Origin of the sequence: Flagellimonas flava, from assembly GCF_900129665.1 — a bacterium.
Classification (GTDB): Bacteria; Bacteroidota; Bacteroidia; order Flavobacteriales; family Flavobacteriaceae; genus Flagellimonas; species Flagellimonas flava.
On sequence record NZ_FQWL01000001.1, the window covers coordinates 669,522 to 692,147 of the forward strand.

17 protein-coding genes and 1 tRNA gene are annotated in these 22,626 nt (G+C 39.3%); 8 read left to right on the forward strand and 10 right to left on the reverse strand.

Annotated elements, in window-relative coordinates:
- Positions 1-35: 35 nt before the first annotated feature.
- The 5 genes from BUC10_RS03100 to BUC10_RS03120 all read right to left on the reverse strand — a co-directional run bounded on the left by BUC10_RS03100 (position 36) and on the right by BUC10_RS03120 (position 8,518).
- Positions 36-1,451, reverse strand: a complete 1,416-nt coding sequence (locus BUC10_RS03100; RefSeq protein ID WP_073176423.1) for a RagB/SusD family nutrient uptake outer membrane protein — start codon at positions 1,449-1,451, stop codon at positions 36-38.
- 17 nt (positions 1,452-1,468) lie between these two features.
- Positions 1,469-5,008, reverse strand: coding sequence for a SusC/RagA family TonB-linked outer membrane protein (locus BUC10_RS03105; RefSeq protein WP_084732515.1), 3,540 nt, complete (start codon positions 5,006-5,008; stop codon positions 1,469-1,471).
- A gap of 193 nt (positions 5,009-5,201) precedes the next feature.
- Positions 5,202-6,326 (reverse strand): FecR family protein, encoded by a 1,125-nt coding sequence (locus BUC10_RS03110; protein WP_073176425.1) that lies wholly within the window; start codon positions 6,324-6,326, stop codon positions 5,202-5,204.
- 127 nt (positions 6,327-6,453) lie between these two features.
- Complete coding sequence (locus BUC10_RS03115; RefSeq protein WP_073176426.1) at positions 6,454-7,044, reverse strand: RNA polymerase sigma-70 factor; 591 nt, start codon at positions 7,042-7,044, stop codon at positions 6,454-6,456.
- 367 nt (positions 7,045-7,411) lie between these two features.
- On the reverse strand, positions 7,412-8,518 hold the full coding sequence (locus tag BUC10_RS03120; protein WP_073176427.1) for a hypothetical protein: 1,107 nt from the start codon (positions 8,516-8,518) through the stop codon (positions 7,412-7,414).
- Positions 8,519-8,641: 123 nt separating this feature from the next.
- Between BUC10_RS03120 and BUC10_RS03125 the strand changes: the two genes are divergently transcribed.
- The 5 genes from BUC10_RS03125 to BUC10_RS03145 all read left to right on the forward strand — a co-directional run bounded on the left by BUC10_RS03125 (position 8,642) and on the right by BUC10_RS03145 (position 13,986).
- Positions 8,642-9,925 carry a hypothetical protein gene (locus tag BUC10_RS03125; protein ID WP_073176428.1) on the forward strand — a complete coding sequence of 428 codons (1,284 nt, stop codon included), beginning with the start codon at positions 8,642-8,644 and terminating at the stop codon, positions 9,923-9,925.
- A 348-nt stretch (positions 9,926-10,273) separates the two neighbouring features.
- A complete protein-coding gene (locus BUC10_RS03130; protein WP_073176429.1) occupies positions 10,274-11,545 on the forward strand; it encodes a tyrosine-type recombinase/integrase in 1,272 nt (423 codons plus the stop codon).
- Positions 11,546-11,558: 13 nt separating this feature from the next.
- Positions 11,559-12,581, forward strand: coding sequence for a hypothetical protein (locus BUC10_RS03135; RefSeq protein ID WP_073176430.1), 1,023 nt, complete (start codon positions 11,559-11,561; stop codon positions 12,579-12,581).
- Positions 12,582-12,657: 76 nt separating this feature from the next.
- Complete coding sequence (locus BUC10_RS03140; protein WP_073177113.1) at positions 12,658-12,930, forward strand: helix-turn-helix domain-containing protein; 273 nt, start codon at positions 12,658-12,660, stop codon at positions 12,928-12,930.
- 9 nt (positions 12,931-12,939) lie between these two features.
- The gene (locus tag BUC10_RS03145; protein WP_073176431.1) at positions 12,940-13,986 is read left to right on the forward strand and encodes a protein rep; all 1,047 of its coding nucleotides are present in this window, start codon (positions 12,940-12,942) and stop codon (positions 13,984-13,986) included.
- 35 nt (positions 13,987-14,021) lie between these two features.
- Here the strand turns inward: BUC10_RS03145 and BUC10_RS03150 are convergent, their stop codons facing one another.
- On the reverse strand, positions 14,022-14,294 hold the full coding sequence (locus tag BUC10_RS03150; protein WP_073176432.1) for a hypothetical protein: 273 nt from the start codon (positions 14,292-14,294) through the stop codon (positions 14,022-14,024).
- Between the two features lie 62 nt (positions 14,295-14,356).
- Between BUC10_RS03150 and BUC10_RS03155 the strand changes: the two genes are divergently transcribed.
- Positions 14,357-16,699 carry a DNA methyltransferase gene (locus BUC10_RS03155; RefSeq protein WP_073176433.1) on the forward strand — a complete coding sequence of 781 codons (2,343 nt, stop codon included), beginning with the start codon at positions 14,357-14,359 and terminating at the stop codon, positions 16,697-16,699.
- Here BUC10_RS03155 and BUC10_RS03160 read toward each other — a convergent pair.
- Together BUC10_RS03160 and BUC10_RS03165 are read right to left on the reverse strand one after the other, a co-directional pair.
- A complete protein-coding gene (locus tag BUC10_RS03160; RefSeq protein ID WP_073176434.1) occupies positions 16,686-17,675 on the reverse strand; it encodes a HindIII family type II restriction endonuclease in 990 nt (329 codons plus the stop codon). The two genes, BUC10_RS03155 and BUC10_RS03160, sit on opposite strands and share 14 nt — an antisense overlap.
- Positions 17,676-17,795: 120 nt before the next feature.
- Positions 17,796-17,880: transfer RNA gene (locus BUC10_RS03165), tRNA-Ser, on the reverse strand.
- A 103-nt stretch (positions 17,881-17,983) separates the two neighbouring features.
- Here BUC10_RS03165 and BUC10_RS03170 point away from each other — a divergent pair.
- Both BUC10_RS03170 and BUC10_RS03175 read left to right on the forward strand, forming a co-directional pair.
- Positions 17,984-18,739, forward strand: a complete 756-nt coding sequence (locus BUC10_RS03170; RefSeq protein ID WP_073176435.1) for a sulfite exporter TauE/SafE family protein — start codon at positions 17,984-17,986, stop codon at positions 18,737-18,739.
- A 50-nt stretch (positions 18,740-18,789) separates the two neighbouring features.
- Complete coding sequence (locus BUC10_RS03175; protein ID WP_073176436.1) at positions 18,790-19,983, forward strand: DegT/DnrJ/EryC1/StrS family aminotransferase; 1,194 nt, start codon at positions 18,790-18,792, stop codon at positions 19,981-19,983.
- On the opposite strand, the gene ribB is transcribed toward BUC10_RS03175, so the two are convergent.
- Together ribB and BUC10_RS03185 are read right to left on the reverse strand one after the other, a co-directional pair.
- Complete coding sequence (gene ribB / locus BUC10_RS03180) at positions 19,980-21,119, reverse strand: 3,4-dihydroxy-2-butanone-4-phosphate synthase (protein ID WP_073176437.1); 1,140 nt, start codon at positions 21,117-21,119, stop codon at positions 19,980-19,982. The two genes, BUC10_RS03175 and ribB, sit on opposite strands and share 4 nt — an antisense overlap.
- Positions 21,103-22,626 (reverse strand): LptF/LptG family permease, encoded by a 1,524-nt coding sequence (locus BUC10_RS03185; protein ID WP_084732517.1) that lies wholly within the window; start codon positions 22,624-22,626, stop codon positions 21,103-21,105. Before BUC10_RS03185 ends, ribB begins: the two co-directional genes overlap by 17 nt.

Below are 22,626 nucleotides of genomic sequence, written 5' to 3' on the forward strand. Positions count from 1 at the left end.
ACTAACTGGTGTTGTTTTTATTACGGTCATTCTAATCAATACCCTGGATTTTGGGTTATGGACGAATCCGTGTCCAATTGACTTTGCGGTATTGGAAGGATCAGATTGTTGTCATCTATGGTTACATTGACTCCGGTATTATTGAAAAAAGTATTCATTACCGAAACTGCCGTACCGTATCGTTTTAGATCAAACCAACGGTGTCCCTCTCCAATAAACTCAAAACGGCGTTCTTGGCGAATGGCAGCCCTAACTTCGGTCTGTGTTGTTGCCGTGGTTGCTCCTAGGCCGGCCCGGGACCGAACTGCATTTAGCTGAAGTATAGCTTCAGGGGTCTGATTGTTTTCGTTCAGTGCTTCGGCATATTTTAGAATGACATCAGCGTATCGAATAATGAGGTGGTCACTTCCGCCATCATCGGCACCTGTGGTTGAAATCTCATATTTTGTGGAAAAATAGAAAGGATTCGCCCCGGGGTCAACACCGACATAATCATTGAGTCTGGTGTCCGCCGCGTCATAAGAGTCTATAAAATCCTGAGTGGGCAGATTATGCCCCTTTGCATTTGCGGTTGTCCCGGAGGGACGAAACTGCGAACCTGCAGGACTACCCTCAAAACTGCCATCTACATTAAATCCACTTGCAAACTGTACCTCAAATAAAATCTCGGAATTACCTTCATTGTCCACACCAAATATCTCCGCTGTAGTAGCGGCTAGGGCGTATTCACCAGAATTGACAACCGCCTCCAAATTGGTCAGGGCATTACTAAAGTCACTCTGGGTCAACTGCACATCACCCAACAGTGCCTGGGCCGCACCCCTGGCAGGTTTACCTGATTCCTTGCTTATAGGGAGATCTTGAATGGCATCGTTTAAATCCGATTCTATTTGGGTATAAACTTGGGCCAGTGGGGTTCGTCCCTGCCCAAAGAAATCGAAGGGACTCTCTGTTTCCGTTGTGACCAAGGGAACATCTCCATAGAGCCTTACTAAGTTAAAGTACAGCAGGGCCCGAATGAATTTCATCTCGCCGATTCTGTTCGTTTTGAGAGAGGCATCTTCGTATTCAATATCGGTAATTCGATTTAAAACGGTATTGGCCCTCTGGATACCTTTATAGGATTCGCGCCATATGTCCCCAACAAGGTCGTTGCCCGCGTTGGTCGAAAAATCATCCAATTGCCCAAAACGACCCCCATCATTTGCTGCGATTTCCTCAAAGGAATCTTCCCCCGATATTTCACCAACACCAATTAGATCCAGGCCATAGAGTCCTCCATTCTGCAATTGAGCATAAACCCCGGCTATTGCACTTTCGAGTTCTTGCTCATTGGAGTAGAAGTTATTGGCAGACTTTTCGGTAATGGGTACAATATCCAATTCATCCTCGCAAGAAAACAGCCCAAGGAGGACGAAAACCATTAAATATATATATTTATTAAAGTTCATTTTGTTCAGTTTTCGGTTTAAAATTTAACGTTTAATCCAAGCGCCATAAAGCGTGTCAGTGGACTTGCGGATTGAATCCATCCCCTGGTCAGGGTTTGTCTTCTATTTCCTCTTGTTCCCGAGGGGTCCGGCCTAGTATCTAAGGCATCCGGGTTGTACCCCCTGAAATTCGTTATATTGAAAATGTTGTTCCCAGTTAGGTATATTCTTAGGAAATCGATTCCCAGATAATCGGTTACACTTTCTTGGAAGTTATAGCCCACTTGCAGACTTCTCAAACGGAAATAGTCCGCATCATATACGGATAGGCTGGAGGCCCTTGTCAGCCTTCCCGCAGAGGAAAAACTTGAAAAATCAGGTCTTCTAAAAATGCCATTAGGATTTCTATCGGAATAGTAGTTGTCAAAATAATGTTTGGTCGGTACAAAAAAGCCCTCGCCACTTTCTGCAAAGTATACCATTCGATCAGAGACTTTTCTACCTTCAATTCCGGTAAACTGTGCACTAAAATCAAATCCTTTGTAATTAAGGTTGAAACCGAAGCCATAAGTGAAATCTGGATTGTAGTCCCCAAGGGTGACCCTATCATCTGGAGTAATCTGACCATCACCATTGGCATCCCGCACCACATAATCGCCAACTTCTGTACCTGCTAATGGGGTAACAGTGGCCGCATCTAGTTCAGCTTGAGACCTGAACACTCCCTGAATGTCATAAGCATAGAACTCGGCAATGCTTCCGCCAACCTTCGTCAAGAAATTCATCCCTCCGTTGTTCTGGATAATCTGTTCCTGACCTTCACCTAAGGCCAATATTTCGTTTTGATTGGTTGTGATGTTGGCATTGAAGCCCAATTGAAGTTCGCCAATCTCAAAACCATTTCCCCGGATTTCAAATTCGAATCCCTTGTTTTCCAACTCCCCAATATTCTGTAAGGACTGGGAAAATCCTGATTGTTGTGGCACTGGAACTTCCAGGAGCAAATCAGAAGTCTTGGATTTGTAATATTCTGCAGTAAACAATAGCTTGTTATCCAAAATACCCAGGTCGACACCCACATTTAGTGCGGTATTGGTTTCCCATGAAAGGTCCGGGTTTGGAGAGGTTTCGGTATACGAACCGGGAATCAATTGTCCATCTACCACATAATTATCTGGATCGATCAATGCTATGGAACCGAAATCCCCAATTTGGTTATTTCCAGTCTGGCCCCAGCTGGCCCTCAGTTTTGAGAAACTTAAAAGTCCGTCTTCTGGAAAAAAGCTTTCGTTGCTCAAGGTCCATCCGGCAGAGACCGATGCGAAGTTTCCGTATTTTGTGTTCGCTCCGAAACGGGATGAACCATCCCTTCTGAAGGAACCTGAAAGGGAATATCTACCATCATAATCGTATTGCAGACGGGTAAAATAGGATTCAAGGGCCCATTTGCTCCTATTAACAATTGAAGAGGGATTGGTGGCCCCGGCAATGTTTCTAAGATTGTCATCCGCAAAATTGTTTCCCTGTAATCTTGTGTTGAAAAAACTCTCTTCTTGATAACTGAAACCTAATAGAGCATCAAAGGTATGCTTGTCCAATGTTTTGTTGTAGGTCAATAGGTTTTCCGTGATGAAATTCTCTCTTCTTGCGTTGTTCTCAAAGGCCTGTGTAAGGTTATTTGCCACAGGGGTTCTATAGTTACCTATGTTAGAAGGGGCAAAAAACTCAGTGAAAATGGTATTGAAATCACCACCTAGTGAAGTTTTAAACTTTAGGCCGTTCCAAGGCTCTACTTCCACGTAGGCATTTCCAAAAACTCTTAGACGTCGCTCAAAAAAATCGGTCAAGGCGGTTTGCGCCACGGTATTTTCAGAAATGGGGCCGTCCCAATTATCATTATTATCCTGCAACTGGTTTGCAATGGCAAAAGTACCGTCTGCATTACGAATTGGATAATAGGGCTGCATCAATATGATGGAGAAGCTGGGGTCTGGCTGGGCACGCTCTCCCAATCCGTAATTGGACCAACCGGCCTCACCGGTGGGGTTGGAGTTAACCAACGAAACATTGGAAGTAATTCCAAATCGAATCCGTTTGTTTATTTGGGAATTCAACTGCATGTTGGCGGTATAGCGTTTATAATCAGAATCCATAATGATGTTTTCCTGATTCAGATACCCGAAGGAAATGGAGTAATCTGTTTTCTCGGTTCCACCACTAAGATTGAGATAATGGTTTTGCTGGGCTGCAGTGCGGAATACGGCTTCTGTCCAATTGGTATTCGTCAAACCTGCCTGTCCATCCAAATAGCCCTGAAGATAACCTGGAATACGGCTACGCTTTCCTCCACCGTTGGCATCTCGAGTGGCATTATCATCATTGATGCTCCTACCTGGTCCTCCAGATACGTATCCAAAATTCCTGGAATCGGAATCGAATAAGGCAGCATCATAGGCATCCACCAGTTCGAAGTTGTCGATACGATTCTGAAAACCATAGTAGGTATCATAGGTGACCTTTAGACTTCCTTGTCTTCCTTTTTTGGTGGTGATCAAAATTACCCCGTTGGAGGCCCTGGAACCGTAGATGGCAGCAGAGGCTGCATCTTTAAGAATATTCACTGACTCGATATCCTGAGTATTGATGGAACTAAATGAGGAACCTTCGGACAATGGATTTCCGTCTATTACGATCAATGGATTGGTTCCTGCGGTAAGTGTATTAAGACCACGAATCTGTATTACAGAGTTTTCACCCGGGTTCTTTCCGTTCCCAAGAACCTGTATTCCCGATACATTTCCCGAAAGTGCCTGCTCAAAATTTGCAGAAGAGAAGTTGTTCAACTTTTCATTGTCAATCTTAGAAACCGCCCCATTAAACTTTTCTTTGGTGGTTGCACCGTAACCAATGATGACCACTTCTTCCAATTTGCCGGCATCCGGTAGCAGTTGAATATTTACTGTTGACTGTCCGCTCACGGCGATTTCTTGAGTGGAATATCCCAAATAGGAAACCTCTAGGATGGCATTCTCGGAGGAAACCGCAATGCTATAATTGCCATCGAAGTCAGAACTCACCCCATTTGCGGTACCTTGCTCAACGATACTGGCACCGGGAAGTGGTTGTCCATTCTCATCGGTTACGGAACCGTTAACCGAAAACTGAATTTTGTCAGGGACATTGGATTCTTCCGGTGGGGCAAGGTGCTCAGGTTCAGCTCTTTTTACCAAGTAAATTCTGCGGTCGTTCAAATTGAATGTGGTCTCCGTATTAAGAAATACTTGGTTCAATACATTGGTGATACGCTCTCGGTCCACCTTAATGGAGACAATTCGGTCTATGTCGACATCTTTGATTTTATAGACAAACTCAAACTCGGTTTTGCTTTCTATTTCGTCTATCAATTGTCCAACAGAAACGTTGTTCAGTTCCAGTGTTATTTTGGCACGCTGTCCGTAGGCATCATTGGCCTGCATAGAAAAAAGAGCAGCCAGAAGGAACAACGTACTGAGTTTCATTTTTAGGTCATATTTAAATACTGGAAATAGGCTTCTTTTAGGTGTAAGAAGTTTTTTCATACTTTTATAGTGTTAATTGTGGTTAATCTTTTTAGATGGATCACTTCTACCAATCGGAAGATGTTCGCAGCATTTTCCGATTTTTTTTTGGCCCATTCCGACCTTTACTTGAAGTGATCATTTTTATATTAGTTCACATCTTTTCTGGGTTTATGTCATACGCGGTACGGTTTAAAGTTTAGCTGTTAGGTAGTTATTCGATAATTATTTTATTGTCCAGGAATTGATATTCAATACCATAATTGGCCTTTAGTTCCATGAGTACATCTTCTATGGGTTCATTTCCGAAATTTGCATTGAACTCTTCATGGGTCAAATCCGAATTGTTGTTTATTATATTCACATTGTAGTGTCGCTCCAATTTCTTCATGATGTTGCTAAAGGTCATGTTTCGGAAAACCAGTTTCCCATCGATCCACGAGGTATACAGACCGGTTATGACTTTAGAGGTTTGAATATTGTTTTTAATCTTATCAAAACTTCCCTTGAAGCCGGGCTTTAGGTTTACATTTTTTTCAGAACCATATCCTTCCTCCTCGGTATACAGACTTACGGCTCCCTCAACAAGCACAACTTCGGTAGTTTCGTCTTCCGGGTAAGCGGATACATTGAATTGTGTGCCCAGCACGCGAACATTTAATCCATTGGCATTTACAACGAAAGGATGCTCAGGATCTTTTGCCACATCCAGGTAAGCTTCACCTGTTACCGAGACCAATCTGTCCGAACCAGGTATAAACTGCACGGGATATTGAATGGAAGACCCTGCATTCAGATGGGCGATTGTTCCGTCAGACAATTGAAGTTGAAAAGTTTTTCCTCTGGGTACGGTCAAGGTGTTGAAGGCCAATTCCTTTTTGGAAGCACTGTTGGAGTATTTCAAACGTTCCCCATCCTGTTTTCCGACTACATTTCCATTGGCATCAAGCACTTCCGCCTGTCCATCTTCATGAATGACCTTAACATCCCCATTTTCAAGTTGCAGGGTAATAGCATTTTCAGGAATTACAAAGTTTGTATTTGTACTGCTTTGCTCCATATAGAGATATCCTGTGGTAAGCAGGATTAAGAATAGGGCCGCAACTCCTGATATTTTCCAAACAATGGACCGCCTCTTTCTAGAATCTTGGGCCTTGGTATGGATTGAAGTCCACAAGGAGGATTTGATTGCTTTTTTGTGCGACTCGTTTTCGAAGTGGGGCTGATCGTTGGCTTTGTCTAGTTCTTGCTCAAACTTTTCCAATAATTCCAACTCCTCCTTGGATATCGATCCATCTAGGTATTTGCCCAACAGTTTTTTGAATTCGTGCTCTTGCATATTTCGTCGCTATACATAGATGAACCCAGAAGAGGTTGGAACTCACATTGATATAATAAATTTAACATAATTTTAACATTTGAAACATGAATGATGGAGTGTAAAAAACCTTGCTTTTGCAAAATGACTATAGGAGGGAAAGGAGAACCAAAACGGTAATGATCGAGGATTGCGCCAGCCTCAGATTTTGTCTAATGGACTTTAAGGCAATGGACATTTGATTTTCCACGGATCGCTTTGAGATGCCCAAACGTTCCGCAATTTCCTCATTACTGGCAGCTTCAATTCTACTCAGTCTGAAAATCTGCTGACAACGTGGTGGTAGCTCAGTCAAGGATTTTTCTATGATATACCTAGTCTGGTCCAGGTTATGTTTGTTGGTAATGTCAGATGCTTGGGGCAATTCCAATGCGGCTATAGCCCGTACGTGAACAGTTTTGAGTTTATGGTCCCGTAAATATTTAAAACAACCATTGCTGACGGATTTAAAAATGTAGGCCTCAAAGTTTTCAAAGTTGCCATGTTCCCTTTTTTGCCATAGGTTTAACCAGATTTCCTGTACCACGTCCTTGGCAACATCCTCATCCAAGAGTATGGATTTTGCCCTGATGAACATGGATTCCCAATAAAGTTCAAATAGCTTCCTAAAAGCTTTTTTATTCCCCTTTTTGAACTCCCCTAGGAGCAGTATGTTGGTTTTTGGTTTTAAGGTTGACATTTCAATCCAATACCTGATTAAATGAAATTTTATACGATAAATGTATAAAAAATGTATTTGTCTTCGAAAAATGACAAATATCCTAACGGATTGATAAGAATAATTTAAAGTAAGGATAAATGTGGCAACCCTCCCAAAAACCACCGGTGGCTAGGGTTCTGTATTTATTTCAGCACTTTTGTTCTTTTTATTCTGCCGGGAGATGTATTTCAATCCTTGCTTACTTTTCTTACTAAACAAGTTGGTCTTGAACGTGTTTGACAAAAAAACATCCCCACAAATCGGATGGACTTGTGAGGTTGCTTGCACTCGGATAGAACTCATCAACCAAAGAACCTGATTTTCCCATTTAAAAAAGAATCAACATTTATTCAATTCTAGCAATGAAACCCCAATTAGTGTGTTGGTTTCTTCCCAAATATCTAAAACCCTCGCCAAAAAAAGCGCCATCTCCCTCGGCTATGATCACAAGTTCATTTTTACCTTTTTCCAGGCGTAATCCAGTGGTAAATGTACCATCGAAAACTCGTTCAAATTTTATGTTGTTGTTTGCGAATAGGTCGATTCCGTTCAAGATGATTTTTATTCGTCCTACATAGTCAAAATGGAGGTTTCGGCTGGATGTAGTCTCACTATCTATATTGGTCCTAGCCACCAGTACCCCCTGTGGATGCTCGAAGTATCGAGATAAATTAACATAGGAATCTTCAGGTACATTGATGGTTTTCCAATTATCAAGTTCCTTGGCCCGGTCCAGAATCTTATGGAAATCATGGTCAGTCGTATCTCTAGGGAATTGTTCGGAGATCTCCCAGGTGGTTAAAAAATCGGATTTGGGAAGGGGCTCATCCATAATGTCAACATCGGTCAGCGACTGGTATGTAATGTTGGCGAAGTAGGAGGGACCGAATAGACTTCTGAGCAAAAGCTTTCCACCACCAACTGGGTTCTCCAAAATAGAAATATCCATTTTTGGTTCGGGGTCATGGTTTACAAAGACTTTCAAGTTTTTGCCCCTGACCTCGAAGGCCGCGTGGAACCATTCCAGGGATTTTACATCCGCTAAGGTCTCATAAATCGGATAATTGTAAAAGACCCAGCTCAGTGCCCCATTATAAATTGGAATGTACTGGATAGCCTCCCGAGTACCACCCAATCCTGGTCTAAAGTAAATAAACTGGTAGTTCATTCCGTCCTTGGCGTGGAATCCCAACCCGGACATTATCTGACCGGCAATATCCATTTCTACTCGAAAATTTTTTGTATCGATTCCATGCAAAAAGGCAATGGAACGGCTTTTACCGTCCAATTTTAGAGCCTGTTTTCCTTTGAACAAGGTATCTTTTACAATCACTTGTTTGTTATCTTCTGAATACACGGTGTATTCGCTGGTTTTGAAAATGGATTGTTGGGCATTGGCAAAGGTGATTGCCAACATGGCAATAAATAGTAAATTAGTGTAACGGATTTTCATTTTGACTGTCTTTTGAATGTGAGAAATCCAAACTATAGATACTTCATTTAGGAGCGTGGTCATTTTTGAATCATTTTTTGTTCATTTTAGTTTCATGGATACAAAACACTGAAAATCAATTAGATGATAACTTCGGATTGGACGCTTTTAGAGAATGTGAAGCAGAAAATTGCTGAGGAGGCCAATCTTCAGGGGTCCGCCACGTGGACCCAAAAAGACTTCGATTTTCTTTCCTATTATATCGAGGAAAAGGCAGGATGCAGACTTAGTGTATCCACTTTAAAAAGGATTTGGTCCAATAATTACCAGCGTCTTCCCCATATATCAACCCTAGATGCTTTATCAAAAACAGCATTTGAAAAGGATTGGCGAACGCTGAAATCGGATTCCTTGGTCAATAGAGCCGTAAAGAAGCGGACTGAACCCCAAAAACTATTTCGACAACAAAAGAAATTTAGAAAAGTGACTGTTGGTTGGATGTTGGCTATACCCATCATTTTGATTCTTATTGGAGCGGCAACAACCCTTCAAAAAAGACCCACCAAAACCAAAGTAATTGGAGATGTTACTTTTGGGCATCGAAAGACGGTTGAGAACAAATTGCCAAATACCGTGGTCTTTACGTATGACATTGAAGCGATCGATGCCGATAGTTTTTTTCTACAACAAAGTTGGGATAGCTCCAGAAAGGTGGAGATTTTTAAAGGCACCCAAGAGCGGACCGACATCTACTACATTCCAGGATACTTTACGGCAAAGCTTATGGCCGATGATGAGGTTGTTAAGGAAATGCCCATTCATGTGGTTTATGAAGATTGGTTTGTCGCAGCAAGACAGCCCATGTCCAGAATCTTTACTTTTGATAAAACGCTTTGGTCAAAAAATGGGCATTTACGGATCAACAAGGATACCTTGGAGATTAAGGGCATTGATGTCAATAAGGAATTTCAATTGGCATATTACTACGTCAAAAATTTTGAGGTTGAAGGCGATAATCTATCCTATACCACCTCATTTGGAATGCAACCTCTTGAAAATGTGGATTGCCCCATAATCAATATTCATCTTCAAGGGACAAAAGGTTATTATTGGATAATGATTGGAAATAAAGGTTGCGGCAGTGAGCTCGCCGTTAGGGTAGGGGATAAACTTCATAATGGCAAAACCAGTGACCTTACCGCTCTTACCACAAATATGTATCAATGGAATGATTTACAAATCAATACGGACGATAAAAATGTACGTATAGATCTCAACGGATCGGAAGTTTTTTCCACCTCATATCTGGATTCTCTTGGGGACATTATGGAATTAAGCTATTTCTTTAATGGGATAGGTATGATAGACAATGTTAAACTTGCCAATGACGAAGGGGAAATTAAATTCCATGACGATTTTGAAGATTAGCACGTTGCCTTTCCTAAGATCGAGATTTGTTGTTATACCCATCGCTTGAGCAATGATTAATTGGTTAAGGCGGTGAACCTTTTACGGGCCTAGTTTAGAGTTGATTTCCAATGAAGTTTAAGCTGATTGACCGGTTTGTTGAAAAAGCAAAAGCCCCTTAAAAAGGAGCTTTTAAACTTAGATTGCGGAGGAAGAGGTATTTGAACCTTTTATAACTACTTTAACGATTTATCATAAGTTATCTAATAATCAGCTGGTTGTTGATAAATGATAAAAACTATTATATACAAAACTGCTACTTAAACCTAACTTTACTGTCAACTGGATTGTCAACCAGTAGATTAAGACATGAAGTTTACTTTTAATTTAAAGAAACCCAATAAAAAGGGGCATTCTCTGATACTGTTCTCGGTGTATTTTAAGACAGAGGGAAGAAAGTTTGTTTACTCAACGGGGGAGTTTCTGTCACCTAATGAATGGAATTATGATTTCAGGCAGCCTAAAAACTTAACAGGAAGAACTGAGGAAGCCAACAAACACAGGGCAATTCAAAGACAATTGGACAGATATTCAAACTTCTTTTCCGATTTAATCAGTGAATATAAACTTGCCAATAAGGAGGTAACTATTTCATCCATTAAGGAAGACTTTGATAAGGAGTTTAAACGTTCCAAGGCTATATCAAGTAAGTTTTTTGAAGTTTACAATCTCTTTCTTTTATCTAAGGAAACTGATTTTACTGAAACCGCTAATTCAGTTTCTACCATTAATCGATATAGATATAATAAAAAGCTGCTAGAAGAATTTGAGGATTACAGGAAAAAGAAAATTCATTTCAATCAAATAAATCAATCCTTCTATAATTCGTTAATTGAGTTTTCCATTAAAATCAAACATCATTCAGCCAACACACTTAGAAGGAATGTAGGACTTTTCAAAACCTTTATGTATTGGGCATTTGACAACAATCATACCTATAAAATGGACTTCCAAAAATTTAAACTTCCGAAGGCACAGGATACAGATGAGGTAGCTCTTTCTCAAGAACAGATTTACGACATATTTCGATTTGAAATTGGCAAGAATCAAAGACTAGAAAAAGTGAGAGACTTATTTGTATTTGGGTGCGCCACTGGAATGAGATATAGCAATTATTCCAAAGTTCGAAAAGTTGATGTTCAAAACGAATTAATTAGGGTGGTAGATGATAAGAACAAGGAGAAGACCTTGGAAATACCTTTAAACGACCTTTCCAGCTATATTTTACGAAAATATGACTATCGATTACCAAAAATCTCAAATCAAAAGTTCAATGACTATTTGAAAGAGCTTTTTAAACTAATGAAATATGATTGGACAGTTAAAAAGACCATGAAAATAGGCCGTGATATTGTGGAAACCCTTAGCCCATTTTATGAGAGGGTATCTTCCCATACCGCAAGACGCAGCTTTATTACCATAATGAAAAATGAAAAAATCCCTGACAAGGTTATAATGAGTTACACAGGGCATAGAAGTTTGGAGGTTTTCAATAAATACTATAAGCCAAGTATTAAGGAGAAGCAAACTTTTATGAAGACGGTATGGAAAATTGATATAAAAGATTTGGAAGTTGTATAGTACTAATAAGTCAGTGGGGTTCGAAATTTTGATGGAAGACGAAGATAGTATTGTCCGTATTCCAATGGATCAAAAAAGTAAAGAAGAGTTTCGAAAAAGGAATGCCAACCTTGTCCAGCCGGAAGTGTTTCTTAAAAAGTTTTTACGTACTGAAGAAAACTATAAAAAAGTATGCGACACGTTGGAAAAAGCAGCTGAGGATAGTATACCCGAAGCAGTTAAAAAGAAATGTCTATGGTGTCAAGGCCTTAGCAGTAGTGAAGAGGACAAAGGATGTGAAAAATATAAACTACAGATGCTGATTACCTTTAAGTTGGTAGCGGTTGAATTTGTAGATGTTGTAAGAGGGAATAGACATATTTTATCAAATGATGAGGTTGTTTTTGAACTAACCAAGGAGTTTTACAAATCCATTTTTTTTCTAAAAGGTAAAGGCCTAATGGGGTTTGATATGCGTCGATTGATGCATAAAACTTTGAAAATGGGATTTTTGTCTTTAAATGATATGTTTTTGAAAACGAAACACTTGAGCAAAAGTCTCAGGGTTATAAACAGCACTTTACATGCACTGGACAATGAGGGTCTTCAATATAAGTTAAATGGTGAGGAAATTCCCGAACACATCACCCTGCAGCAAGACTTTTTTACTTCGAAACAGAGTTTTTACAAGGAAGAACAAAGGTTGAATAGGTTGGAGAAGCTGGAAAAAGTTATCAGAAACAACTCCAATTCAAATGGGAATAGACCTAATCGTACAGATATTGCATATTTCTGTTTTTACACTTCAGAATCAAAAGAGCTTATAACGGAAAACTCTTTTCCATCAAAAAAGGCATGGAAAGAGATTGGAGCACAGTATTCAAAAGATGATACTAATATTCAGAAGGCCTATAATCGAATAGCGAACAACAAGGGTGAACGATTAAAAAACTCAAAGGCTGACAATATAAATTTTGTTTTGAAAGAAATGTTGGAGAACTACCCGAAAGCTAAAAAGTTAGCCTTAGAAGAGCTTAAACTTTTAAAAATAAATTAGTGTACCTACCACGTGGTTACCACGTCACAAACTTCTTATAGCTTAACGTTAGTATTGCTCAAAAATAATGAGCGATATGGAAAATCCATTTATAACAATTGAGAATAGGCTTGCTGGTATTGAAGTCCTATTAGGTAAAATCTATACAAAATCAATTGAGGAAGAAGACAGTTATTTAAGCGTTAAAGAAACTGCCAAGTTTCTTAATGTATCTGAACAATCTGTGCATAATTACATCCGTGAGGGTAAAATACCTGCTAAAAAGGTTGGAAGGCCTTATCTCATTCTGAAATCCGATTTGCTTAATGAATTAGGTGAAGTTAAGTCTCTAAAATACCAAAGGTTGTAAGGGCTAGTTATGGAAGAGAAATCATTCGGAGGTGATCACATCTATACATTAGCAGAAAACGGGACAAACAAACCGAGACAAGAATACATATTTGTTGATGGAAATGGTTCTGATTTGAGTAAGACAGATGCGTTAAAAGGACGTGCAAAACGAAAAACAATTACTCAGTCTATGATGCTGAGTTTAATAGATATTGCTAAAGAAGATGGAGAGTTAGAAATGGAAAAAGCGTATTGGAACACCTATCACTGCCAACAAAGAATTATTACAGATGATAGTAGGTTGTATGGTAAATATTGTAAAAATAGATTCTGCACCCTTTGTTGTAGTATTAGAAAGGCAGAACTAATTAACAAGTATTATCCAATTATGAGAAATTGGGAGAGCCCATACTTCCTTACATTAACTGTTAAATCCTGTAACGCAAATAACTTGTCCTTGTATATAAAGAAATTTATAATTGGTTTTAGTAGAATTACTTCTAAGTATCGTAAAAGACACCAAAGAGGTAGGGGGAAGCTGTTAATGGGCATACGATCACTCGAATGTAATTTTAATCCAGTTAAAAAAACCTATAACCCCCATTTTCATATAATTACAAAAGACAAAGAAACTGCCGAACTATTGCTTGAAGAGTGGTTGAGGTTATGGACTAGAAAATTTGCTAAAAGACAAGCGCAAAACTTGCAAAAAGTATATAATTTGGAATCAGGGCTAATCGAAATTATTAAGTATGGAAGTAAGATTTTTACCGAGCCTGATCTTAAAAAAAGATCAAAAACAAAAGATGCAGGCCGAATTTACATAAAAGCCCTTGATACAATTCTTAAGGCCATGAAAGGTAAAAGAATATTTGATCGATTTGGTTTTAATACTTTCTCAACTGTGGGGAAAAAGAAATCTGTAACTCAGTTATTGAGTAATTTCAGAGAATGGGAATATTGTTCTGAACGATGCGATTGGATAAACGTTGATGGAGATTGTTTAACTAATTATAAGGTTCCCGACTATCTTATTGCTACTTTGGAAAATAACATTGAACATCATATTCAATGAAAATAGCCTTCAAATCAACCTACAATAATCATAATCTAGTGGCCCTTAACTAAAACATGTTTTTTTTGTTTTTCCAATGTTATATAGTTGCTGTCTTGGAGTTTCTTCATTTTACTTTTCCCTCCAAACGATATTCGCCTATACTTGTAATCAACTTTTCTATTTGGATATAACTGGTTTTCAAACATTATATCTATGGTTGGATTACTCTTTAAAAAATCTCTAATAGTTTCGTCCATACTAAACGGCCAAGTAATAATTCCGAACGATTTATTTCTCTTTTTAAGTTCTAGTTTTATCTTACTCATCTGATTATTTTAAGCTTAAAAATAGAAACTTTAGATTAAATTTGGTTAACAATAGACAGTTAATGATTTTATCGAATAAGTTCATAAGTGAGATTGGAGTAAGCGAGAAATACTTAAGGGATGAGCACTATAATTCAATGAAAGTCTGGTGGGCTCGAAGACCAATCCGGGCTATGAGAGCACTTCTAATTAATGAATCAATTCAATTACGAAATTCCGAGCTAGACAATCAAGAAATTGATTTCCTTAACAGGTTAGCCGCTGAATTAAATCCCTCTAAAAAGGATTTAAAAAGATTTTCTAGCATTTTCAATACAAGTGAAATAAATATTCTAGATGTATTCGCTGGAGGAGGTTCCATTCCATTTGAAAGTGCACGCTTAGGTTTTAAGACTTTTTCTTCCGAATTAAACCCTGTAGCAAGTCTTCTTCAACATACTCTTTTTGACTCTCTGGGCATCGAAAATTTCGGATTAATGCTTGAAAATTCGGGAAGTCAGGTAATTAAAAGGTTAGAAGACAAGTACTCCTCCTTATATAATTTTGAGAGTACTATACCTTATGTAATCTTTTGGTCCAAAACTGCAAATTGTAAATCATGCGGAGGGGAATTAGAACTTAGGAGATTAAGGTACTTCTCGAAAAAGAAGAATAAGTTAGTTACCCTAGATGGAAAAAATGGAAGGTACAAAATTGGAAGTACCGAGTATGAAAGGGAAAGAGCGAACGGTTTCACCTGTCCTGCCTGTGGAGTGGAAAATAGCTTTAAAGACATAAAAGAGTATTGCAATGAAAATACCCTAGGTTCCTCGCCATTGGCAATTTGCTACTATTTGGACGGAAAAAAAACATATAAGTCATTTGATTCAGAAATGCTCGAAGAATTATCCTTTAAGGAGACTTTTGTTCAAAAGGAAATCAAAAGGCTTTCTGAATTTAATCCTAAGTCAACTGTTAGAAGCAGAGGGGGAGTAATCAATCCTACTTTATATGATTTAAAGTATCATCAGAACTTTTTTAACGATAGACAACTTCTAATTTTATTAGGATTAATAGAGGAACTAACTAAGCAATATCACATAGATGTAAATATTCACGGAAAATTAAAAGCGAAACAGATTTTACTCGGTTTGACATGTTTAATAGAGTTTTTAGTTGATTGGAACAGTAATGGAACCATGTGGATAAGTCAAAACGAACAAACTGGTAGAAGTCTTGCTGGGCCAGGAGTTGGAATGAAATGGGATTATATTGAAGTCAATCCTTTTTTTAACAAAGGCTCGAACTTAAAGTCAAAGTTGAATCGTGTGGTTAAGACTTACACCTCCATCAATAGGCTTAACAAAGTAGACATATTAAAAGGTTCTTCGGAGAAGCTGAATCTCAAAGATGGAACAATAGATATGGTTTTAACGGACCCTCCCTACTTTGATTCGGTTGACTATACAGCACTTAGTGAATTTTTTCGACCGTGGTTTGAAATACTGATTGCAAACACTTATGATAAGTCAATTGATCTTCGAAATGATGCGTCTCAGGAAGCAATAGTAGAATTAACAAGTAAAAAGAATGGAAAACATAGGTCTAGCCAACATTATGAAAGAATAATGACCAATGTATTAAGAGAGTCTTATCGAGTACTAAAAAACAAAGGAAAGATGTTGATGCTGTACTCTCATAAGACTTTTGAGGGATGGGAAATCATAAATAGGTCAATTACTGACTCTGGATTTAAAATCGACTCTTGCATTCCATTGGAAATGGAAAGAATAGCACGCCCAAGAGCTATGAACTATGAAGCACTTAATGGTGTGATAGTATTTAGATTGACAAAGGAAACACAGTCAGTATCAACTGCAATTGAAGATGTAAACGGGATTCATCAGATGATGGTTGATGGTGAGCTTAAACAAAGTCAGGTGGTTATATATTTGGCTGCTTTGGCATGTAAATTATCTAATAATGAGGGTTTGCCCTTTAAAGAAAGTTATGATGAACTAATTAAACTGTATGAAGAACAAAGGATAAAAAAATGGTCTCCAGTAAAATTAGACACACTAACAACTGCATTTTTAGAATATAAACTTTCCGACGACCAGCCAGCAAAGGTGAAAAAGCTGCTAAAGTCTAAAGGATTGATAAATGAAAATACGATTAAAGACTTATCAGAAATAAATTCGGAAAATCTGCCACCCAATTCCGTTCTCAAGATGGCTATTGAGGTATTTTCAGAATTTGAGAATAGTAGTAAAACAAAAATAAATAAGAACCAGTCAAATATTGAAAAACTAAATTTCTTTTTTAGTGTAGTCGGAGGACTTAGACTTAATACATTATCCAGACGATCAAATAGGGTAGAGGAAAAAGTTTCTAGAATGGTTCTTTCAAAACTTAGTGAGATCTAAATTTCTTAATGTTTTTCAGATTTTTTTGCAATTGAGAACTCTCATTATGGTAAAGTGAATCAATTAGTGCAGACTTTAGCTTTTCGAGATCCTCCTCTGTGGTTATTTCAATAGTAATACGTTCCTTGATTGTTTCTAATTCCCTTGAAATTCGCTGAATAGTATGTTGTACCCTTTCTGCGATAATGAAATTAAACACTTTTTTGTAATCCTCCCATTCCTTTATCATCTTATCAAACAATTGCGGTTCAAGTCGACTTAAGTATTCCGAAGCCTCCTTTGTTTCTGTTGGATGTACGGAATCGTAATTATCAAAGATTGTAAGAAGATGATTTGATTCAATGTTTTTTAGGAGAGCGAAGGACATATGTTCATAAAAAAGAAGCATTATCGGTTCGGACTTATCACTGCAATATAAATATACATCACTACCCTTCTTCCAATTATGCAAGGAAGGAAACGTAAGTAAACCACCTTTCCTATTGTCCTCAGCATATGATTCTAGCCATTTATCATAATCTGCCTTTTTAATTACGTCCTTTACGTTCGGTGCTCCTTGACTACGACCTAATCGAAAACTTTTAGCATCGCATACAATAGTATGGTCATTATAATCAACTATCGTTACGTCCTCTTTACTTGCTTTTTGGGTTTGCAAAAAAGATTTTTTAAAACCTAATCGGATAGCCCATTCACAGACTACTGCCTCAACTAATTTTGAATAAAGTGTTTCTTGGCTTGAATCATGTCCATAAAACTCAGGAATAAAGCCAGTATGACAAATCAAAAAGGCTAATTCATTATCTGGAATCTGCTTGAGTTCCTTGAAGAAAAGATCTACTATCTCCTCGGTTTTCGGGGGTTTTGTCCAATCTGCGACATGTTTCTCTATGAATGATTCGATATAGTCATAACTCTCTGCTCTTCCAGAAGAATCTAAATCGATTCCAAAGAGCTTGTTTATTTCGTCCTTCATACAGTCACATTTTGCAGATTAACATGTGCGTGTAAGCACATTATACTTTAGAGTTCTGTCAACTAGATTGTCAACCAGAAAAGAAAAGCCCCTGATTGAGGGGCTTTTCAACTGTTCTTGCGGAGGAAGAGGGATTCGAACCCCCGGAGGTGTGACCCTCAACAGTTTTCAAGACTGCCGCATTCGACCACTCTGCCATTCCTCCAATGCGGGTGCAAATATACTAAGCTTTTTTATTTCTATAAAAGCCTCTCTACTTTATTTTTTTTGAAGCTTCAATTCCGATATTACCTCCTACATTTGTGCCCATGGATCAATGGTGGCATTACGTACTTTTGGTAGTTGTGGGTTTTGCTGTAGGCTTTATAAATACCATTGCCGGTGGCGGATCACTGCTCTCCCTTCCCACCTTGATTTTTCTGGGCCTTCCTCCAGCCGTGGCCAACGGAACCAATAGGGTGGCTATCGTTATCCAAACAGCCATGGCCACAGCAGGATTTAAAAGCAAAGGAATCTCTACCTATCCCTTCAATCTTTATTTGGGTATTTCTGCTTTTTTGGGAGCCATAATAGGTGCTAGGATAGCCGTCGACATTAAAGGTGAGACCTTTAACCGAATCTTGGCCATTGTAATGCTGGCCGTAGTCCTCATCATCATTTTCAAACCAAAAATGAAATTGATGGAAATGCAGGAAAGACTTACCGGAAAGTACCTTTGGTGGAGTGTGATCGTCTTTTTCTTTTTTGGAATTTACGGTGGATTTATCAATGCTGGCCTTGGGTTTTTAATGATATTGTTCATGCATTTTGTGAACCGGATGAATTTGGTTAGGGTAAACGCAACAAAAGTGGTGGTGGTATTTGTTTATATGCTCTCCGCCTTGGCAGTTTTTGCTTTCAATGACAAAGTTGATTGGAAATTGGGATTTATATTGGCCATTGGGAATGGAACAGGGGCTTGGGTTGCCAGTCGGTTTTCGGTAAAAAAAGGAGATGGATTTATCAAGTCATTTTTAGTAGTGATGGTGGTGGTTATGGCCATTAAATTATGGTTTTTTACATGATGGTTTCTTTTCAATAATTATTGACTTTTAATTATTTCAAAATATAGGATATGCCGGGATTTGAATTATTCGGGGAACAGGAAAAAAAGCAAGTACAGGATGTATTGGACTCTGGTGTTCTCATGCGCTATGGATTTGATGGGATGCGGAATGGGCATTGGAAGGCCAAGGAACTAGAAGCTGCTCTTGAACGGCGTATGAAGACCGAATATGTGCATCTAGTTAGTAGTGGTACTGCTGCTTTGACCGTTGCTTTGGCAAGTGCAGGGGTAGGGGCCGGGGATGAGGTCATAATGCCCACCTTCACTTTTGTAGCCAGTTTTGAATCCATCTTGGCATTGGGGGCAATCCCCATTCTGGTTGATGTGGATGATACACTTACACTAGACCCAAAAGCAGTAGCAACTGCAATTACAAAAAGAACAAAGGTTGTCATGCCTGTTCATATGTGTGGTTCTATGGCAGATTTGACCGCTTTACAATCTATATGCAAAGAGCATGGTTTATTGTTGTTGGAAGATGCATGTCAGGCTATAGGAGGAAGCTATAATGGGAAACCTTTGGGCAGTATTGGGGATTTAGGCTGTTTTTCTTTTGACTATGTCAAAACCATTACCTGCGGCGAAGGTGGGGCTTTGATTACCAATACAAAAAGCTTTTATGAAAATGCCCATAAGTATTCCGATCACGGTCATGACCATATCGGAAATGATAGGGGGGCAGAAGCCCATCCTTTTTTGGGCTATAATTTTAGGATTTCCGAATTGAACGCTGCGGTTGGTCTTGCCCAAATTGATAGATTGGACGATTTTCTTGAAATCCAAAAAAGAAACTATACCATTTTACGTGAGGCCCTCTCGGAAATCCCTGGGATCGTTTTTAGGCGTGTGCCAGAAGGAGGGGAGGAAAATTATTCCTTTCTGAACTTTTTCCTTCCCTCGGAAGAAGTAGCAAGAAAAACACATGCCGCTCTTGGTCAAAATGGAGTGGATGGCTGTTTTTATTGGTTTGATAATAATTGGCATTATTACCGCAGATGGGAACATCTAACCCAAAAGAAATCCTTGGGTAAACTTCCTGAAGATGTTTTGGAATCTCTGCCTGATGATTCTAAGAGTGATTTTTCAGCTTCAGACCGTTGGGTGGGAAGAAACATCTCTTGCTTAATAAAACTCAGTTGGACCATTGAAGAAGTGCAACAAAGAGCACAAAGGATGGCTGCAACGATTCAATCCCAACTTTAATACTTTACATAGTCTACAATCTCCAAACCATAACCTACCATACCAACACGGCGGGTCTGCTCGGAGTTGGTGAGCAATCGCAATTTGGAAATATCCAGATCATGTAATATTTGGGCACCGATTCCAAAATCTTTAGCATCCATTTCAATCTTTGGTGCCTTGGTAATACCCTGTGCCTGCAGTTTTTTGAGCTCTGCCAGTCGTCCCAACAGGTTCATATGTTGATTGCCCTGATTGATAAAGATCATAGCACCTTTTTCTTCCGCATTGATGGCATTGAACATACGTTGCAAGGTTTCGTCGGGATTGTTGGTCAGTGTCCCCAACATATCATTGTTTACGAGGGTCGAGTTAATTCTGGTTAAGACTGGCTCCCCAGTTTTCCAACTGCCCTTTGTAAGCGCAATGTGTACTTGGTCATTGGTAGTTTGCTTATAGGCCCGCAGTCGGAAATCCCCAAAACGTGTCTTGATGTCAAAAGACTCTTTGCGTTCAATCAGACTGTCATGCTCCATACGGTAGGCGATCAGGTCCTCTATGGAAACAATCTTTAGGTCAAATTTCTTGGCAACCCCCACAAGTTCCGGTAAACGCGCCATGGTACCATCCTCATTCATGATCTCCACGATCACTCCGGCCGGTTTTAAATCTGCTAGGCGAGCAAAATCTATGGCGGCTTCAGTATGTCCAGTTCTTCGCAGCACTCCACCTTCTTTTGCGATCAATGGGAAAATATGACCTGGTCTGGCCAAATCATGCGGCTTGGTCTGTTGTTCGGTAAGTGCAATCACGGTTTTGGCGCGATCACTGGCCGAAATACCCGTAGTGACGCCATTTCCACGTAAATCAACAGAAACGGTAAATGCGGTTTCCAAAGGATCGGAATTATGACTTACCATTTTATGAAGTCCCAAATCCTCGCAACGACCTTCGGTAAGGGGTGCGCAGATAAGACCACGGCCATGGGTCGCCATAAAGTTGATGGTCTCTGGGGTTATCAACTCTGCAGCAGCCAGAAAATCCCCTTCGTTCTCCCTGTTTTCATCATCAACCACAATGATTACCTTACCCTGTCGGATATCCTCAATGGCTTCCTCAATGGCGTTGAGTTGTATTTTCTTATCCTTCGTTATCATCATCTTCCTCGTCTTTTTTCTTCCTTTTAAACAGGTTCTTTATCGCATCAAAAATATGTCCAAATCCGAACAATCCTCTATCTGCTGTCGCGCGTCGGGTAAGCGAAATACCCAAGGGCAGCATGATCAAGGTTGAAAGCCACGCTCCAATGGATGGATGGATATTCCCTTCCTTGGCATAATTTCCTGCAAAAACTCCAATAAAATAATAGGTCAAAAATAAGATAATGGCGATTACCATCGGGAGTCCCAACCCACCTTTTCTAATTATAGCACCTAGGGGAGCCCCTACGAAAAACAAAATAATGCAGGAAAAAGCCAATGCGTATTTTTTATGTAGGGAAAGGATATGGCTATTGTAGAACTTGAAACGCTTCTGTAGTTCTTCCTTTTTGGCCACTACCGTGGATAGCACCCCTTGCGTTGTGGTCTTGGCCGAGCTCACTACCTGCAACTGTTGCCACTCCGGTAAGGTATTGATGAACTCCTTTATGGTACTGATGGTATCGTACTGGATTTGTTGTAAGGAATCAACTTTTGATTTGTTCAATAACGCTTCGCTGGCCAGTTGAAGGCTATCCAGCTTTGGAGGTTCTGGAAAGCCACCCATTCTTGTGATAATATTTTTGGAAAAGGCCTCTACTTTCTCAACGTTATTTTTTCCCAGAGAATCAATGTCCTTGACGAGCCGTACCACATTTTTCATTTTATCCGTGGTGATGTTCCCGTCCTCTTCCAAATCCTGGTTGTTAAGTTCGGAGATATCGATATTGATGGTATAGGTTTCAAATTTGGACTTGGCAAAAGGGTGTTTCCTTTTATCCTTACTTGATTTGGGCTTCAGCTCTTCATAATAATTTCCGTCCTTCAATACCAACTGGATGATGTCCGAATCCTCGCTACTGATCAACTCCCCGGCTTTGGCCTTGATGACGGTATTGTTGACGCTCTGTTTGGTCTTTTTATGGATAATCACATTGTCCAGAAAACGATCTTGTTCGCCATATTTCTTTTCCACCTTAATGTTCATGCCCTCTCCCGTACCTTCAAAATCACTGAACACGCCTTCGGTAATGGCCGCTGCGGGCTTAACCTTGGCAATGTTTCGTCTAAGGTTGAACATTTTTTGCTCCGATTTTGGAATTATGTTATTGGCGAAGAAAAATGTAACAACACCCAAAAACAGTACAAAAACAATAAGGCTTCGCATTCCCCGCTGTAAAGAAATCCCCGAGGCCTTCATGGCGGCAAACTCATAATTTTCAGCAAAGGTCCCGAAGGTAAGAATGGAAGATAGGAGCACCGTTAGCGGTAGTACCTTGTCCACAAGTGTGGGTATGAAATAAAAAATAAACTTGGCAATGATGACCACGCCAAGTCCTTTTCCCGCCAAATCATCTATAAAAAGCCATATCCCCTGAAAGATGAAAATGACAATCAAGATGAGGAAGGAGCTAAAGAAGTTATACAGAAATCTCGATAGAATATATCGGTCTAGTATTTTCAA